The 17,430-nt window shown below is 60.9% G+C and carries 11 protein-coding genes, 1 tRNA gene and 1 pseudogene; 6 read left to right on the top strand and 7 right to left on the bottom strand.

Going from position 1 to position 17,430, the window contains the following annotated elements; all coding sequences use genetic code 11:
- Positions 1-283: 283 nt before the first annotated feature.
- A complete protein-coding gene (locus B9C43_RS05875; protein WP_084424982.1) occupies positions 284-478 on the top strand; it encodes a helix-turn-helix domain-containing protein in 195 nt (64 codons plus the stop codon).
- 268 nt (positions 479-746) lie between these two features.
- On the opposite strand, the gene B9C43_RS05880 is transcribed toward B9C43_RS05875, so the two are convergent.
- From B9C43_RS05880 to B9C43_RS05890, 3 genes are all read right to left on the bottom strand, one after another.
- Positions 747-1,955: a S1 RNA-binding domain-containing protein gene (locus B9C43_RS05880; protein WP_084424983.1), complete on the bottom strand. Its 1,209-nt coding sequence runs from the start codon at positions 1,953-1,955 to the stop codon at positions 747-749.
- 14 nt (positions 1,956-1,969) lie between these two features.
- A complete protein-coding gene (locus B9C43_RS55430; RefSeq protein WP_143446144.1) occupies positions 1,970-3,730 on the bottom strand; it encodes a hypothetical protein in 1,761 nt (586 codons plus the stop codon).
- A 173-nt stretch (positions 3,731-3,903) separates the two neighbouring features.
- On the bottom strand, positions 3,904-6,321 hold the full coding sequence (locus tag B9C43_RS05890; protein WP_160096361.1) for a pentapeptide repeat-containing protein: 2,418 nt from the start codon (positions 6,319-6,321) through the stop codon (positions 3,904-3,906).
- Positions 6,322-8,916: 2,595 nt separating this feature from the next.
- Here B9C43_RS05890 and B9C43_RS05900 point away from each other — a divergent pair.
- Positions 8,917-9,486, top strand: a complete 570-nt coding sequence (locus B9C43_RS05900; RefSeq protein WP_084424986.1) for a hypothetical protein — start codon at positions 8,917-8,919, stop codon at positions 9,484-9,486.
- Between the two features lie 1,640 nt (positions 9,487-11,126).
- Positions 11,127-11,819: a tyrosine-type recombinase/integrase gene (locus B9C43_RS05910; RefSeq protein ID WP_327222022.1), complete on the top strand. Its 693-nt coding sequence runs from the start codon at positions 11,127-11,129 to the stop codon at positions 11,817-11,819.
- 471 nt (positions 11,820-12,290) lie between these two features.
- Here B9C43_RS05910 and B9C43_RS58365 read toward each other — a convergent pair.
- The 4 genes and pseudogenes from B9C43_RS58365 to B9C43_RS05930 all read right to left on the bottom strand — a co-directional run.
- Positions 12,291-12,770, bottom strand: a pseudogene (locus tag B9C43_RS58365) (DUF2637 domain-containing protein); the annotation flags it as partial.
- 118 nt (positions 12,771-12,888) lie between these two features.
- Positions 12,889-13,914 (bottom strand): site-specific integrase, encoded by a 1,026-nt coding sequence (locus tag B9C43_RS05920; protein ID WP_084424989.1) that lies wholly within the window; start codon positions 13,912-13,914, stop codon positions 12,889-12,891.
- Positions 13,911-14,264, bottom strand: a complete 354-nt coding sequence (locus B9C43_RS05925; RefSeq protein WP_143446145.1) for an AbrB/MazE/SpoVT family DNA-binding domain-containing protein — start codon at positions 14,262-14,264, stop codon at positions 13,911-13,913. The genes B9C43_RS05920 and B9C43_RS05925 overlap by 4 nt, the downstream gene beginning before the upstream one ends.
- A 177-nt stretch (positions 14,265-14,441) precedes the next feature.
- Positions 14,442-14,525: transfer RNA gene (locus tag B9C43_RS05930), tRNA-Leu, on the bottom strand.
- A 96-nt stretch (positions 14,526-14,621) separates the two neighbouring features.
- Between B9C43_RS05930 and B9C43_RS05935 the strand changes: the two genes are divergently transcribed.
- The 3 genes from B9C43_RS05935 to B9C43_RS05945 all read left to right on the top strand — a co-directional run bounded on the left by B9C43_RS05935 (position 14,622) and on the right by B9C43_RS05945 (position 17,341).
- Complete coding sequence (locus tag B9C43_RS05935; RefSeq protein ID WP_235038447.1) at positions 14,622-15,968, top strand: M20/M25/M40 family metallo-hydrolase; 1,347 nt, start codon at positions 14,622-14,624, stop codon at positions 15,966-15,968.
- A gap of 47 nt (positions 15,969-16,015) precedes the next feature.
- Positions 16,016-16,723, top strand: coding sequence for a LysR family transcriptional regulator substrate-binding protein (locus tag B9C43_RS05940; RefSeq protein WP_084424991.1), 708 nt, complete (start codon positions 16,016-16,018; stop codon positions 16,721-16,723).
- 105 nt (positions 16,724-16,828) lie between these two features.
- Positions 16,829-17,341, top strand: coding sequence for a DUF2231 domain-containing protein (locus B9C43_RS05945; protein WP_084424992.1), 513 nt, complete (start codon positions 16,829-16,831; stop codon positions 17,339-17,341).
- Positions 17,342-17,430: the final 89 nt, after the last annotated feature.

Consider the following 17,430-nt stretch of genomic DNA (forward strand, 5'->3'; position numbering starts at 1 on the left):
GGTCTGCTGCCGTCGACGTGGGGGCGCACCGAGCTGCGTCAGACCGTCACACCGATGCGGAACTCGCCCAACAGTGCGTGTGGAGCAAGACGCCGCACAGGCGTTGCGGAACGTACAACTGGCTAGCCTGCATGCGTGGCGAGATGTGTGATCCCGTCGTCCATGCGATTCAGCCAAGCTGCTCACACTCATGAGTTCTATTCGCTCATATGGGCGCCTACTGTACGATCGGCGCGCTTTAGTGTCCTGAGTCGTTAATGCTTGAACACCGTAGGCTTGGTTGATGCCGAGTTCGAAGCTGCTGCCGCTGGTGCTGTCCGATAACAAGCGTCAGGTGTTGGACGGATGGTCACGGCGGCGAACCACCGCACAAGGGTTAGCCGTGCGTGCCAGGATCGTGCTCGCCTGTGCTGAAGGCGCATCGAATACCGAAGTGGCTCAACAGTTGCGGCTGAGCCGGACCACGGTGTCGACCTGACGAGCCAGGTTCACGCGAGACAGAATGGACGGTCTGATCAACGAACTGCGGCCTGGTCGGCCCCGCGCGATCACCGACGAGCGGAGGGCTTGGACTACTCTCGCCCTGGCGGCTTGGTCTGGACGTAGCGAGCACGCGATGGCATACTGAAGCTACTCTTCTTTCAAGGTCGGCCAGTGATTCGATGCCGACAGCGTTATTAGTGACACATACTTCTGCTAAGTGATGTGAGGGGCAGCGCTCATGGGCGCTGCCCCTCCGTACGTCATCATGTGGTCTTGAGAATGATCCGACCTCTTGCCGCATTGGCGTCAACGATCTCAACATTGACTTTGTCACCGGTTTTCACCTGGCCGGAGGTGAACATCTCGCGGAATTCCATGCTCATTCTGTTCACGTTCAACAGGCCGACTCTGCCAGGTGGAAGCTTGATTAAGGCAAATCCTCGATCCTGAACAAGTCGCGTGATTGTTCCGGTGTATTCCGTGCCTGCCTTATATTCTGCCCAATCGCCGTCGACCTCGACCTGGCTGACGATGCGTTCTAATCTGAGGCTGACCTGTCGTTCGGCCTGGTCGATCCGTTGCACGGTTGCTTCAACCTGGTCACCCCGTTTCAATGAGACGGCGGGCAGCTGTGAACGTGGAACAAGACCGTTCACCCCGTGCGCGAGTGAAACGAACGCGCCGATGTTCTCCTTGTATGCTTCGACTATTCCGATGAAGGTTGTCTCTTCTGGGTAGTCGGCCAAAATTTTTGGCCAAGGACTTTCCTGATTGGCGATCAGTGAGTACTGGGACTCGCCGTCCACGTCGACAATGAAGGCGCCGTTGAGACTCTGTCCCAGCCTGAAGTGCTTTCGCATATCTTTGATGACACGCGTGTGTGAAACATAGGCAGGATGCAGGAATCCCATTCGGTTGTTAGCCGCATGCACGGTCACATAGGTTTCCGCGACGAACTCGACCACTGCGGGAACGGCTTCGACTTCACCACCGACCAGAGGGATGATCATCGCCTCCTGGAGAGGCGCAGTCCTGGCAGCTCGAAGATTCGCTTCCAGGTCCCGGCTGAGCTTCAGTAGCCCGATTCCCTCTCGTGAGTATTCCACGGCCACGTACCTGGCCAGATCTACCGGCAGCGCAGACATGTCAGTCGTCAGTAGGAGGAGTCGCTTCCCGATCACATGCGCGAGTCCGATCTCATACATGACGTTTGGTGACAGGCCAGTGATCTCAGCGACGATTACCTCGGCTTCTTGTATCCCTTGCCACACTCTGTCTATCAACGGCTGAACGCCGAAGATGAAGTCCGCGCGCCGGGGCGTCATTTCGGCTGCGCTGATCGCTGGTTCGAGAACCTGCTTGTAGTGTTCATCCCAGTCGATGACTTGTCCATCATCGAGTGTCTTGGTGGCGTAGGGCATCAAGACGAAACACTGACCTTTTTGTGACCGGTGGTCCCGGCGAAAGATCATCTGGCCTCCTCGACTCAATTAATCATTGACATATCGTCATCTAAAAAAATACGTAGCTGTCCGGAAAGTTGGCCGAACGTCGCGAGGTCGACCGGATGTTTCATCTTGTCGAAGGCATCAACAACCAGTCGACAGCTGCGGCCGTCGTTGAGGTTGATTCTCGCCTTCTCGAACACGAAATCTTTAAAACTGGTCTGGCCGGTGAAGCCTGCTGAAACCCAGCTGTCGGCTTCGATGTCGAAGACCTGCGGATGTACAACCTGAAAGATATCCGACATGCCGTGCATGACGAGTCTGAGACGTTGCCCAAGATCTCCGTCGATGACGGCATGAAAAAGTCGAAGAAGTCCTAGATCTTCGCGCTTTCCGGCTTTGTATTCCTTAATCTCGTATCGCAGTTGACGCAACGCATATTCCCGGCCTCGCAACCGGACTGTTTCATTGATGGTATTCCACTTCCGCGCTGCATGCTCCGCCGTCAGAGAATCGAACATGACGCCGAAGGGGGTGCCCATCATTCGGTGCCAAATCGACGTCACCGCCAGATGGGCGCCATCCACGCCATGGAATGGGCTGAGCAATGCGTTTTTCTCGCTCAGTTCTGTATGGAACAGCCTGTTCAGAATCTCCACATCCCAGTGACCCTCAACATACAGAACTCGGGTTACCGAGAGGATCCCAGCACCATGCTGCGCGAGTGACTTGAGAAGCGACTCAATCCCTGATGGGAGATCCGCACACTCGAAAGATCCGGGTGCGCTGAATGTGAGAAAGTCACACCCACCGACCAGCCGAGCGGCCAGATCCAGACGGTGGGTGACGACCATCGTCCGGCCAGCTTTCGCCTGGCTAGCCAGCGTGTGGCCAAGCAGGCGCGCCTCACTCGCGAACAGGTGGACCTCAGGTTCATCCATCGCGACCCAAGCTGTTCGGGTACTGAATGGCCGCGGGAGCGCGGCAGGGAGGATCTCAGGCGGAACATCTCCCTTGAGCAAGCCAGTGTTAGATGACGTAAGTTGCAACATCGCCGCGTCGGATGCGCTCTGTGCCAACTCCCGCAGAGTCTCAAATACCGCAAGTCCTGACCATCTACTCATTGCCCGGCTGAGCGCGGTGAGGGGTAGAGTCATTCCGCCCACCGTGGCCTGCCATGAGAAATCATCCTCTGAGCTACATCTGAGCGAAGCGACAAATCCACACAGGAGTTCCAGTCGAGCGGAAGCTCGTTCACCGAGCACATGGGCAAATGCTCGTGCCAACGGAAGTAGTGAGATCGCCTGGTTGCGTTCATCGCTGGCGACGAGCGCATTTCCGTATAGCTTCATTCGGAGGCCGGCGGATTCAAAGACGTGCACCGCCCATTGTCGGAACGCTGACAATGTGATGGACTTCAGATCGTTCGCACGATCCGCGTCCAACGTCACCCATCGCTCTATCACCGGTTCCACGTGTTGCGGCGCGACAGGCACTGTGAACTGTGGATTGTGGAGATCATCGGCAGACGCCACGCTCAGCATGCCGGGTGTGTCAAGTCCTTGGAACTTTACGATCCAACGGAGGTCGGGTACAGCGAGTTTCTCGCGCCACCATGTCTTGTCATCGTTGCCGGCGCGCCAGGTTTCGCCACAATCTATTAGTGCTCGGTTCGACAGGTTATTCAAGGGGTCGGGGATGTGTCCTTCCAACCAAGCACGCTGATATGAGGCGTACGCGACCAGCTTCCTGGGAACTTCCGCGAATACGCGCGGCGTTCGACGATCTACAATCGAATTCATGAGCCGGGTTTTGCCATGCCCGTTCGGGCCCGTGAGAACGATGGAACGGCCGTTGTAAGGTACGTGTATTGATTCTCCGAACGGAGGACCAGGTGCGACAAGCCATCCTCTGAGGAATGATTCGCGAGGAAGGCTCGCAGTTTTTTCTGTTCCGTTAATGTTTGTCAATATTCCTACTTAACCAATCGTTTCATGACTGATTCGATATTTGGTCCCGAAATTCCTTTCTTGACGAAATGGACTATTTCTGAGCGAATTTGCGGATCGCTGGAAAGTCTTATTGTCGGCCGTCCGTTGGCACTCAACTTGCCGGACATCACCATGTTTTCTGCCTGCAGTGCCCGATACAACCGCCGAACGACAAAGTCTCTTTCCTTGGGGTCGGTTCCGCCCATAAACGCGATCCAGCTGATCGAGTCGTCCACCGCAAAGTTGTGCTCACCGACCTTCCTCTTTACGAACTTCTCCAGCCGACCGTGCAGGATGTCCCTTGCCCACTCCCGAACGCTTTGCTCGTATCCGGTCCGCGCGATCAATTGATCTTCGGGCGTCGTATTTGATTTATCAAAAACGGCCTTGATCTGAGGTTCGTACATCAGTTCGCCGTCTATTCGTACACTCCTGACTTCCGCCTCGGTAATACTGTCAGGAAGCTGGCATGATCTGAAATCTGTCCTGCTTAAGATCGTTCCCAGTAAAGAACAATCGGACAGGTCGCATCGGTCGAAGTATGTCCCGGTCAAGTCGGTGCCCGCGAAACTCGCGCCTGTAAAAGTGATATTTGAGAAGCTGAGTTCCGATAGATTCAGGTGGTCTAGTGAGACGGTCAGCTCATCTGGAAGAAGAAACTTTTCGAGGCTGTTTGCCCGCAGAATGTGCAGCCTGAGGAGATTTCTTATCTTTTTGTCCTCATTGTTTGCGATACTTGCCAGGAGCCAATCCCACGTCTCGGCAGGTAACGTTTTCGCTGCGGCGCGAAGAACTCCTTCGGGAAGATCTTTCGTATCGATCAACTTGATAGCCCGGCCACTCCTGTTGGTCAATTCTTTCGCTAGTGCTGTTCCCTGAAAGTAATCGCGCCACACCTGGTGTCTCATGGTGGTCAGTGCGTTAGGTCCGTCGACATCAGGTGAAAGAAAGTGATGGCTTGCCAGCTTCGACCAACTTTCAAGCAGTAAATCGTTGTCGACCGCTTCGGCTACAAGGACTTCAAGTGCTTCGCGGGTGTATCCAACGACTCCGGTATTCAATATCTCGAATGCGAGACCCTCCAGAAACGCTCGCTGCTGTTCGTCGGTAAACTCGTGTCCCTGTCTGCTGCGCTCGCGGCTGAATGCCCTCTTGACCAAGAACTCCAGACCGCCATGTTGCCGGACGTCCCTGATGGACCACTTGCCTTCGACGACGTCATTGGCGAATTCAGCAAGAAATATCGGGCTGCCCAGGATTGACATGGCCTCGTCGCTTTGCAGTACCTCCTGCGCACGTTCCAGACCGCGGTCGCGTCCGGAGCTGCCAGCAAGACGTTTTGCGAGGTACCGTCGGGCCTGTTTCTTGTCGAACTGGTTGAGTTCCAGTATCTCAACTTCGGACTCGGCGAGCAGAGGATCGCCGACCTGGCCTACCACGTCCGTCGCAGTTCGGTAGAAGACCGAACGCGAGGTCAGAAGTATCCTGCTGTCAGGGCCGGCCTGTTGAACAAACTCGGCAACATTGTGCCGAGCGGTGTCCGGATCCGCTTCCATCATTTCGTCGTAACCGTCGAGAATGAACACCGCCCGGCCTAGGGATATAAGGTACTGGAACGCCTCGACTGTCAGCCGAGTGCGCCCGTGCCTATTGAGAGCTTGCAGTATTAGCCCTGCGAACGACGTGTACGAGCGATATTCGCCAAATGCAATCAAAATTGGGACAGGCGGGCGTGTGGTCTGCGTCGTTCCATACAGTTGGCTCGACTGTTCATAGTTCGCTGCCATCTTGCTTGCCAGAACGTGCGTCACTTTGCTTTTGCCGTAGCCGGCTGGCGCGAGTACTATGCATAGCCTCGGTGCAATGCCTCTGGCCCATTTTGTGAAGAGGTAGTCGCAAGCGTAAACACGGTCTGAGCCTTCAATGTTGGCCCACTGGTCTACAAAATCTTCGGTTGATAGCAATTGGGAGCTATTGTTGTCCGATTCCGGGCGCTTCCTTAGTAGGTCTTCGCAGATACTCCTGGGGCGCAGATGGCCGTCGAGAAATTCCGAAACTCTTACCACCCGTCGAACCTGTCCTCGGGTTAGCTGACGTAATCCTGCTTCCATCGACGCGAATGCATCCGGGATGATGAGGTCCGTTCTGGCAGGGTCGACCTCCGGCAACCTCAGGTTCGCCAAGAGCGCCTCAGTGACAACTTCCGCCATCGGCCCGTCGACAGTAAGGTAGGTGTTCACCAGTGAGTCGTCATCGTCGGCGAATACGTGATTCAGATGGTCGGAGCAGGAAGTGAGGCGAACGTTGATTTTTTGTGCTGTGAGAAACGCCTGTACCGTCTCGACAACTGGTTGATTCGTAACAGTATCTGTGTAACTGAGTTGCGCAGGATCAACGGCCATGACTGCTCCTCGGCACTGCCTATCGCGCTCCAAATACGTCAACAGCGGATCTCGTCCGCCTGACTTGTGGGGAGACGTCGCCATTGATGTACTGCCTGTTAACAACGCCCGCTTGTCCTAGTGAACATTCACCCGATAGGACGAACTTCGCTACACGGCGAAATAACGTTATGTCATCCACGCTCCGCGTTCCATTGGTTTGGAGCTGGGGTTCGCGATGTTGGCGTCGAGCACATAGGTGCCGCAGCCCGGTTCGCCGGCCGCTGCGGCGAGCGACCGACCGGGTTAGTGGAGTTCCGCACCAGAACGGACATGCTCGCCATGCCGGGCATCATCCACAGTGAACTCGCTTATCGGGTGGACCCGAAGTACACCTGGATCGCGATCCTCTTGTGAGACACGGCCTAGCGAGTTGTCTTTGGCAGCCTAAAGGGCGCCCTCAACATCCGAGTCGAGGATGTTCTCTGGGGTCGGCTCTAGGGGCGCGGCTCGGACTCGACCAGGGCGCCGGGAGAGGGAACGGCACGTGCTTCGCGCTGCTAGACATCCGCGAGATCACCGGCTTGGATCATTGAGAGACCTGTGGAATCTGGGGGCGGGGACGAGTAGCGGGTCAAGACCGTGCTGCCCCGTGGCTGTAAGCAGCAGGGGTGCGCTCCACAGTGGCCGGTGCATTTGTCATCTTCGACTGTCCACATTTCGTTCTACCGGCCGGATGGCGACGGCGGCCAAGGCTGTGCGCAGTGCTGGGGCGGTCTGGTGCAAGCCGAGCTGGCTTGGGGTGACCGGGACTGGTGCCGTTGGGAAGAGGTTGCAGGCGATGCAATCCTGGGAACAGCACAATTGGTGGTAGGTGTGCGCCACCCTCTACGGAGGACTGACATGTGCTCAATCGGGTTTCACGCTGAACGAACAGGAGCAAACCTCGAGCACGGGTGCGCGTCCAACTACGCCGTACTGCATTGTGCTGCATCATACTGCTTTGATTACAATGGTCCTGACGTTCGTGTATTGTATAGTCGCAGGTCAGTGGTAGTGTCCGAATCGGACTGACGGTGTGGGGGTCATGGTTAGTGTCCTCTCAGCTCCCCAGTGAGCTGCTTTCTCGATCTCGCTAGCCCGTGCAATTCAGGGCTGCGCGCGATCGGGTTTCCGTGGCCGAGGGCAGGGTGGCGTCATGTCAACACCCAGCCCGTCCCGCCCCATCGGGTAAGGCGCCGAACTCGCCTCGGAGACAATATCCTCAGCCGCGTTCAGGTCACTACGGCATCGAACCGCTGCACTTCCCCTGTCGTATCGGTTGACAGGTCGTTCGCGGCTTGTGTCTGAAACTCGGCTCGAAGGAGCTTCGCAAGCCGACGCGCCTGAGTGGTGCCTATGCGGAGTTGGACTCGCAATGTGTCGGCGGAAATCGGCTTGTGGTGAACCGCGCGATGTGCTGTGTCTTCGCGTCGTGCTTGTGCCAGAAGTGCTGCGGGGAAACGTTTCTGCCTTGTGGGTCGAACGCTTCCCTGCACGGTGGCTGCGTCACGGTCGGTATGACGGCCCGAGTCCGGTGGCTCTCACTGCCGACGTAGTGATCAGCGGTCGATGCTGTGCTTGCGCTGATCGCCTGTAGGAATCCGGGGCCTATCTCAGCCCGCCCGATCAGGAGGAGCGGGCCTGCAGCATCGAACGCCGCCTTTCCGTACTCACCCGCCATAAGTGGATCTGCGACGTTCAACGCCAACGTGGCCACGGTCGCGAAGATCAGCAGCCGACGGGCCGGCTGCAGCACGTTCGGGGAGGCGCCACTGAGTGCAAGGTGCCGAGTGCCCAACAGCAGCCGAGGATCGAAAGGTCGACCGTAGGCGCGACGAGCGGAGCCACCCAGACGGGCACTCCCAGGCGGAGGGCGAGGTTGAGGCATTGCCAAAGCCGAAGAGGAACGTGAGTCCAACGACCCATAATCATGGTGATGGCCCGCGCAATGGCTGCTTGTTCGGTCGATGGCTGGCGTACAGAGTTGTGGTCCGTGGCGGTCATCAGGCATCACCACGGGGGCAGTCCGCCTGGAAGAAGCCGGGATCACCCTTGACACGGTAGAGGTCGTCGTGCACCGACGGTATCGCTCGGCAGGACGTTGCTCAGATCGACGGTTTCTGGCGATTACGCTCGCCTGAGGATATCGATGCTTCGTCCCGGACCGTGGTCTTCGTGGGTTGGCGTGGCCGTGACACCTGGATCCGTGGCCTGTATGCCGTTGGGGTGTTCTATTCAACGGGGTAGAGGCAAGGTGTTCGTTGGTTACGACTGTGTCGGCATGTATGAGTCTGGATGCCGACACAGTCTTTCTGGGGCAATGGTCTGCGTCCGGACGCAGACTCGTGGCCGGCGAGCGTGATTCGATCGGATGGCGTGTCCAATCGAAACGGATGATTCGGACTTCATGGGTGAGTGTTGCCGTTCGCTACCCAGGAGTTCTCAATGTCACGACATCCCCGCACTGCAACACATATGACGAAAGGTCGCGATCGTGGGGTCCCGTCTAAGGATGGCGCCTGTCGGCCACGAGGTCGGTTCGCCACGGTCTGGCCCTGCGCGCAGGAAGCTCAGGTGAGTGGAACCGGTGTGTTGGCTGGGTGGCTGCACAACGCAGTGATCAAGATCGTTGCCACTTATTCCATGCCTGGTCACCGCGTGTTGTTGCTTGCCCCCAGCCCGGATGCTGTGTCGTCACCTCGGCGACCTGGGCGTTATGCGGGTCTGTTCGAAGCGGCATGGTCGGTGGCGCGGCTGGGCCGCGGCATCCAAACAGCGTTTGCCGCGCCGTACGTGGCGTCCGGCGAGAGCATGCCGCCCAACGGGTTGTTCAACGTGGTCATTCTGGCGGCAGATCCGCAGGTGCTCACGTCGATCCGGCCGACAAGGTGGTGTCGTTTGTTGGTGCCGGGTGGCGTTCTGGCGGTGGTCACCCACGGTCGGCGAACTATGCATGGGTTCTGGGATCCGGCCGATTCGCTGGTGTGGGCTGGGCGTGAGGATGGCCTGAAGTATGTCGATCGTATCGGGCTGTTGCAGGTGCCGGTTGACGGTGCCGTGCCCGGGCTGGCGGAGCCCGCAGTCCATGTTCGTGCTCACGCTGATCTGCACGTTTTCAGTGCTGACCGCGGTGGTGGCGCATGAGTCCAACTTGCTGTGTGCCGCCACCATCGCTGCCTGACAGTTCGCGCGTTGCTTGGTCCGTGTGGCCGACTGGCGAATGCGGACGCGTTGAGCAGTTGCGTCACCGTGGGTACGTCCCGGAGACGGCCGACGACGATAGGGGGATTTCGCCAGCTATCGCTGCCTACGCGATCAGCCGCTATTCGCGGCCGGGGGCGCTGGTTGTTGATCCAGGGTGTGGGGCTGGCACGGTGTTGGTTGAGGCGTTGCATGCTGGTCGGCATGCGGTCGGGGTGACTGCCAGTTCGCGGTGGTGGCGTGTCGCTCGAGCCAACGTGTCGGTGGCGAAGCGGGCAGGGGCATGGAGTGACGGCACGGTCGTGGATCCGGGCGTCGACTCGGCGGGGATGGTTCGACAAGTTGGGTTGACCCGACGCACCGATTTGATCCTGACAACGGTTCGGCTTCCTTCGCTGCTGGGCGGTTCCAGTTTGGAGCCGGATTTGGTGGGCATGGCTCGTGCTTGGACGTCGATGTTGCGGCCTGGTGGTTACGCGGTGGTGGTTCTGCGTCCGCATCGGGTGCAGGATGGCACGTTTGTTGATGTCGCCGCTGCGTTGTCAGCTGCTGCGCACGGCAATGGCTTGGTGGTGACTGATCGGTGTGTAGCGCTGACTGCGAAGCTGCGCCGGGACAGGGTTGTTCCGCGGGCGTCGATTGTGGAACGTGAGACTGCGGATCGCATGCGCGCCGCGGGAATACCGATCGCATTGGTCGCGCACCGAACAGTGTTGGTCATGCGGGCTCTGGACCTGTCCGAGATGGCCGCTGCTCAGGGTGTGGCTTGTCCGGAAGCACGCCCGTCATGGGACGAGTGCGCATATGGCTGACAACCCACAGACTCTGCAGGACTGCCTGGCGGCCATGTCCGTGCAACCGCCATTCACGCAATCTCACAGAACATTCGGGCTCCCCGTTGCTCAGCTCCGCAGCTGCCCGAGGAGGACTGCGAACCACTACACCGTCACGACTATCGATCGGGGAGGTCGTCTGGCGGACCGATCGGCGCTGCGGGTTCTCGGGTGGCGTCCGCTGCAGTCAATATCGATCACTCCGATACGTGGGGAGATGATCCTGGCAACGTCGGCACCGGGCAAGGATGTCGTTACCCGGCAAAGGCAGCTGCGGCTACCAACGCCGATCCGACGCGCCTTCCGGTTGACGCCGGGAACTCGGCTACTGGTCGTGGCGTGTCCCGAGCCGGGTATGGTCGCTGTGTATCCGGCGGCGAGCTTGGACGCGATACTTCTCGCGCACCATCGTGGTGAGTTGTCGTGACAGACACTGATGTTGAGGCTGTTCGACTTCTACTTGCTCGGTTGGGCATCACCGCTGAGCAACTCCTTACCGCGCCCGCACCGAGTCGACCGCTGCCTACCATTCGCGAGTATGTGGGTCGGGTCAGTGATGCGGTTCCCAAAGGCACTCGTCAGGCATACGGGTCGTATTGGGAGCGGATCATCGCGGTGTGGGGTGATCGGTGCCTGAACGAGCCGACTCCGATCGAGATCCAGCAGCTTGCCGAGCGGACGAAGCAACAGGCCGTCGTACGAAGGAACTCCCGAGGTGGCAGATCGGCCGCCGAGCATTTGATTGGTGCGATGCGGTGCTTGTATCGCCACGCCGTGGTGGATCAACTTATTGCTGAGACGGACAACCCTGCGGTCCGCGTCGGCAAGCCTCGTCGGCTTGCCAGTACTCGTCGCGCGTTGCCGGCTGATCGGTTGGCGGAGATCAACGAGGTCGCCGCATCCACTGGCAACGATCCTGACCTGGACATGTTGGTGCTTCGTGTGCACACCGAGACGGCATGTCGTCGCGGCGGTGCGCTGGCTCTTCGAGTTCAGGATCTCGACCGTGAGCAGTGTCTTGTTCGTCTGCGGGAGAAGGGCGAGACGATGCGGTGGCAACCTGTCTCACCTACCCTCATGGAGCATCTCGTGCTTCATCATGAGGAACGTCCGGGCTCGGGTGAGCAGCTTCTGCGATATCGCAATGGGCAGCCCATTACGGCGCGACGCTATGACCATCTGTGGCAGCGAATTGGACGTCATCTTCCTTGGGTGGCGACCCAGCAGGTCAGTACTCACTGGCTTCGCCACACCACGCTCACGTGGGTGGAACGTAATTTCGGGTACGCCGTGGCGCGTGCGTACGCGGGCCACAGTGGGAAAGGCGACGGCGGGACCACGTCTACTTATGTTCGCGCTGACATCCATGAAGTTGCTACGGCGTTGGCAGCGCTTACCGGCGAAGCACATCCCATGGCGCACGGGGAGTGGTGCAGGGCGTAACGCCTGGCGCCCTGCACCACACTGGTCACGCTGGTTCGGATGCGGCTGGGCGCTGGCGTTCGATGCGGGCTTTGTCCATTGCTCGGACGGTTTTGGTGAGTTCTCGGGCGCGTGTGGCGCCGATGCGTAGTTGTTCTCGGACGGTGTCGGCTGATACTGGGCGGTTTCGTGTTGCCCAGTGGTGTTCGTTGATCTTGATGACTTCGTCGAGTTGCTTGTCGCTGTCATTCGTGGGTTGGGCTGGTGCGGCGGGAGCGTGCGGGGTAGTGGGTTGTGGATGGGTTTGGTGGCGAGGTTGTTGACGCGGTCGCAGGCTTCGCGGGCGAACGGCGCGACGTTGAGCATCCACACCAGGTCCGACGGAGCTTCGCGTTTCCAAGCCGGTCCGAACGCGATCTGCAACTGCGTGCGGGCTCGACGGATGGCGGCTTCCATGTCGAGGGCGTCGTGGTAGTCGGCGATTTGCCAGAGCACCATGCGCCGCCACGGCAGCCATGTCCGCCAGGGGGACAGCAGCCATCGTCCGATCGAGATCCGGTCTCGGACGGTTCCTGCCGCGAGACCGGCGCGTCGCAACAGGACTGATCGGCCTGCTTCGACCATGGCCAGCAGCATGACCGGTGCAGCGGCGTGCAGGCCGACCGCGATCGGGTCCGGCCACCCCGCCGACACGTTCGCCGCGACCGTTCCCAGGGTGAGCAGGCGGGCGAGTTGGCGTAGCCATGCGATCGGGTGCCCGGTCCAGGCCAGGGCTAGGTCGAGGGTGACGACGCCGACTAGTCCGCCGTCGATGCCGATCGGCACCAGATTGGGGAACGGCACACCGAGAGCCGCGGCGGTGTCGGACACGGTTTTGTAGGAGCCCACCGCACCATAGGCGGCCAAGACGAGGGCCATCATGATGGCACCGCCGAAGGCGAAGCGTTGCCCGATGGTGAGTCGGTTGGTCATGTCGGGTCACCTCCGGCGGCCGGAGTGTCGGTCCGGATCCGTGAGTGAACGGTGCTGTCCTGCATAAGACTGAATCCGGTTTTTCGGGTCTTGTTTGGACACGCGGTCCGGTTTCGGGTCATGGTTGCCTGGCCAGCGGGTGTGGTTCGCCGGTGAGCGCGGCGAGGGCGGTGGCGACTTCTTCGAGCGTGGCGCGCACGTAGGTGGTTGTGGTGCCGGTGTCGCTGGTGTTCTCGGCGTGCCGGGCGAAGGCTCGGGCGACGGCGTAGCCGAAGTTGCGTTCGACCCAGGTGAGGGTGGTGTGCCGTAGCCAATGCGTGGAGATCTGCTGGGTCGCTACCCAGGGGAGGTGTTTGCCGATCCGGCCCCAGAGGTAGTCATACCGTCGTGTCGTGATGCGTTTGCCGTTGCGATAGCGCAACAACTGCCTGGTGTGCGGTGCTCCCCGGGTCTCGGCGTGGTCGACGAGGTGTGTCATCAGTGTTGGAGACACGGGTTGCCAGCTGACCGTCTCGCCCTTCTCCCGCAAGAAGATCAGGCACTGATCACGGTCGAGGTCTTGCGGGCGCAGGGCGAGCGCGCCGCCCCGGCGGCAGGCGGTCTCGGTGTGCAGCCGCAGGATCAGCGTGTCCAAGGCTGGGTCGTCACCGGTGGTTCCGGCGATCTCGTTGATCTCCGCCAGTCGGGTATCCGCCACCGCACGTCGCGTGGAGGGCAGCCGTCGCGGTTTGGCGACCTTCTTGGCCGGGTTCGCCGACTCGTCGATGAGCCCGTCGTCAACGGCGTGGCGGTAGATGCAGCGCAAAGCCGCGATGAGATGTTCGGCGGCGCTGCGTCCGCCGCGGGCGTTGCGCCGGGTGACGACGTTGGCCTTGACAGTTTCGACCAGCTGTTTGATCTGTGAGGGTGTGGGTTCGTCGAGGCGTCGATCGCCCCATTCCCGGGTGATGCGGTTCCAGTAGGAGCCATAAGCGCGGCGGGTGCCTGCGGTGACGGCTGCCGAGACGGTCGGGATGTACTCGCGGAACGTCGGGATCGCGGGTCGCTCGACCGGTGCGGCGAGCAGGTCTTCGGGCGTGATGCCCATCCGATCCAGCAGCAGCCGAGCAGCATCCACCTCCGCGGTCGACGGTGTGATGGTCATGGTCGGCCACCCGCCAGCAGGAGGTCGAGCGAGGCAGGCGGATACACCGCGAGGGTTTGCCGGTCGACGTCAGCGACCAGCAGGACACGGTCACCAGCGCACAGGCCGTACCGGTGCCGGACTTGTGCTGGCAGGTGCAGACGGCCGTGCTTGGTGATCACGGTCACCGAGCACTCGTGGGGGTGAAAGATCACGCAGTCGCCGGACTCGCGGAGGCCCAAGCCAGTGCCGTGGGACCAGCCCAGCGCGGTCGTCGAGGTGTGATCGACGAACCGGCCGCGGTCGTCGACCGTGGCCACCCCGTAGAGGGCAGTGCTGGACCGGGTCAGCGGGACCACAGGCAGAGGCATCGGTCGGCGTGCTGCCGGTGAACTCGAAGGAGCCAAGCGTGTGGTCGGGAAGACCACCGGCTGAATGACAGAACCGATCACAACGACCACCGCCCGAGGCGGTTCGTGACCGGTTCAGAGGGTTGGAGTGCACTCAAGCACTCACACGTCGGATGTGGCAGGAGTTCCACAACTGTGTGTCCGAGGGGGGACTTGAACCCCCACGCCCTTTACGGGCACTAGCACCTCAAGCTAGCGCGTCTGCCATTCCGCCACCCGGACCTGCGTTCTTGCTGCAGTGGGCATAGCGTAGCGGATGGTTGATGATCATCCCAAATCGGGGGTCGGGTTTGGGGAAATCAGTGATAGGAAGGCCTTGTGACTGAGCAGTTGCCACCCACCACGCCTGATGTTCCGGACACCTCCCTCGCCGAGGAGGAGGCGGTGCGGCTCACTAGTGAGCTCATCCGGATCGATACCACCAACACCGGTGATCCGGACACTCTTGTCGGTGAACGGGCTGCCGCTGAGTTCGTGGCGGCGCAGTTGGCTGAGGTTGGGTATGAGACCACATACGTTGAGTCTGGTGCGCCGGGGCGGGGCAATGTTGTCGCGCGGCTTGCCGGCAGTGATCCCAATCGTGGGGCTTTGCTGGTGCATGGGCATCTTGATGTTGTTCCGGCCGATGCTTCCGAGTGGTCCGTTCACCCGTTCTCTGGCGCTGTCCAGGACGGTTATGTTTGGGGTCGCGGCGCCGTTGACATGAAGGACATGGTTGCGATGTCCCTCGCGTTGGCTCGGCGGCTCAAGCGGGACGGCATTCAGCCCAAACGGGACATCATCTTCGCCTTCCTCGCTGATGAGGAGGCTGGCGGTCACTTCGGTGCCCAGTGGCTGGTGGAGAACCGGCCCGAGCTCTTCGAGGGGGCCACCGAGGCGATTTCCGAGGTCGGGGGCTTTTCGATCACCGTAAAGGACGGTGTCCGCGCCTACCTCATCGAGACCGCTGAGAAGGGCATCGCCTGGATGACCCTTCGGGCTCGGGGGAGGGCCGGTCACGGGTCGATGATCCATGATGACAACGCTGTTACCAAACTCACGCAGGCGGTTTCTCGCCTTGGCACGCACCGGTTCCCGATCGTGCTCACCGACTCCGTCCGGGAGTTCCTGCAGGGCATCAGCGACATCACCGGGCTCGCCTTCGACGAGGACGACCTTGAGGGCTCCGTCGCCAAGCTGGGCAACATCGCCCGGATGATCGGTGCGACGCTGCGTGACACGGCCAACCCCACCATGTTGAAGGCCGGGTACAAGTCCAACGTCATCCCGTCCATCGCCGAGGCCACTGTGGACTGCCGGATCCTTCCCGGGCGGCAGGCGGCTTTCGAACGCGAGCTCGACGAGATCCTCGGGCCGGACATCGAGCGGGAATGGGTTGGCCTGCCACCGCTGGAGACCACTTTCGACGGCGCGCTCGTCGACCACATGACCTCGTCCATCCTCGCCGAGGACCCCGGTGCGAAGGCCCTTCCGTACATGCTTTCCGGTGGTACCGACGCCAAGTCGTTCGCGCAGCTGGGAATCCGGTGCTTTGGCTACGCTCCCTTGCGGCTTCCCGCCGACCTGGACTTCTCCGCCCTCTTCCACGGCGTGGACGAGCGGGTTCCGGTCGACGCCCTGAGGTTCGGCACCCGCGTACTGGACCGGTTCCTGCGCAACTGCTAGGCGGCCTGGGTGGCTCATCGGCGCGCCACCCACGGTAATCTGCCCCGGTGACAAGCTCGTTCCGCCTCGGATACGTGCCCGGAGCGACGCCTGCCAAGTGGGCTCGGATCTGGGCCGAGCGAGAGCCCGACGTCCCGCTCGAACTCGTCAACGTGGCCGCGGCCGAAGCGGCCGACTTGGTGCGCAACGGTGACGTGGACGCCGCCCTGCTCCGCCTGCCGACTGACCGGACCGGGCTGCACGCCATTCCGCTCTACACCGAGACGACCGTCGTCATCGTCCCGAAGGACCACGTGATCGCGGCCGTCGATGAGGTGTCTACTGAGGACTTGGCCGATCAGGTCGTGTTGCATCCCCTCGACGACACGCTCGACTGGGAGCGGTTGCCGGGGCAGCCGGCGCACGAGCGGCCTGCCAGCACGGCCGACGCCGTGGAGTTGGTGGCGGCGGGCATCGGCGTGCTGGTGGTTCCGCAATCCTTGGCCCGGCTGCACCACCGCAGGGATTTGACGTACCGGCCGGTCATTGACGCGCCCGAGTCACGCGTGGTCCTGTCGTGGCTGGAGGACGAGACCACTGACCTGATGGAGCAGTTCATCGGAATCGTCCGTGGCCGCACGGTCAACAGCACGCGCGGGCGCCAGCAGCCGCAACCGAAACGCGCCGCCGAACCGCGGAAATCCACGGCGCGCAAGGCGTCGGGTGGCAACCGGCGGCGCACGCCGACGAAGGGCAAACCTCGCCGCCGGTCATAACGCAAATGATCATGTCCGAAAATAGATTCATCGGGACGTCTTGACTTCCGTCGGGTAATAAGACCAGTATTTATTGGTGTAACTACGCGGACGCGGAGGTCGACGATGACCGACGAACTGCACCAAGCGAAACGTCCGATGAGCGCGGCACTGGCCGGCCCGTACGGACACCCGTTCCATCCGATCCTGGTGACTGTCCCGATTGGCGCGTGGGTGGCCAGTCTGGTGTTCGACGTCGCCTCCCAGTTCGTCAGCACCCCGGGCTTCTTGGCGATGGGCTCGGTGTGGCTGATCGGGATCGGCGTCGTCGGCGCGCTGCTCGCCGCGATGGTCGGATTGTTGGACCTGTTGACGATCCCACGGGGTACCGCGGCGTTCAGGACCGGTCTGGTCCACATGGGACTGAACCTTGCCGTCACCGTCGCGTACGTGGTCGGCTTCTTCTGGCGGCAGAACAGTTACGGCCAGGCTGACGCGGTAGCGCTCGGCCCTCTGCTGCTCTCGGCGGTGAGCCTGGCCGCGCTGGCCGTATCGGGTTATTTGGGCGGCAAGCTCGCGTACCACTACGGGGTACGCGTCGCCGACGAGAGCACCCAGGCCGCGGGCTACCGGCGCTGACTACGGTTCTCCAATGCCTGCTCTGTCCATGGCAGAACTTCAGCGAAGCGGCGTCGCGATGTGATCGGTGTTGGCGCGCTGATGGAATT

It is taken from the genome of Kibdelosporangium aridum (assembly GCF_900176515.1).
GTDB lineage: Bacteria > Actinomycetota > Actinomycetes > Mycobacteriales > Pseudonocardiaceae > Kibdelosporangium > Kibdelosporangium aridum.

Coding starts and splice junctions, on each gene's coding strand:
- B9C43_RS05875 (WP_084424982.1), top strand. CDS start 284: ATGCCGAGTTCGAAGCTGCTGCCGCTGGTGCTGTCCGATAACAAGCGT.
- B9C43_RS05880 (WP_084424983.1), bottom strand. CDS start 1,955: ATGATCTTTCGCCGGGACCACCGGTCACAAAAAGGTCAGTGTTTCGTC.
- B9C43_RS55430 (WP_143446144.1), bottom strand. CDS start 3,730: ATGAATTCGATTGTAGATCGTCGAACGCCGCGCGTATTCGCGGAAGTT.
- B9C43_RS05890 (WP_160096361.1), bottom strand. CDS start 6,321: ATGGCCGTTGATCCTGCGCAACTCAGTTACACAGATACTGTTACGAAT.
- B9C43_RS05910 (WP_327222022.1), top strand. CDS start 11,127: ATGCGGTGCTTGTATCGCCACGCCGTGGTGGATCAACTTATTGCTGAG.
- B9C43_RS05920 (WP_084424989.1), bottom strand. CDS start 13,914: ATGACCATCACACCGTCGACCGCGGAGGTGGATGCTGCTCGGCTGCTG.
- B9C43_RS05925 (WP_143446145.1), bottom strand. CDS start 14,264: ATGCCTCTGCCTGTGGTCCCGCTGACCCGGTCCAGCACTGCCCTCTAC.
- B9C43_RS05945 (WP_084424992.1), top strand. CDS start 16,829: ATGACCGACGAACTGCACCAAGCGAAACGTCCGATGAGCGCGGCACTG.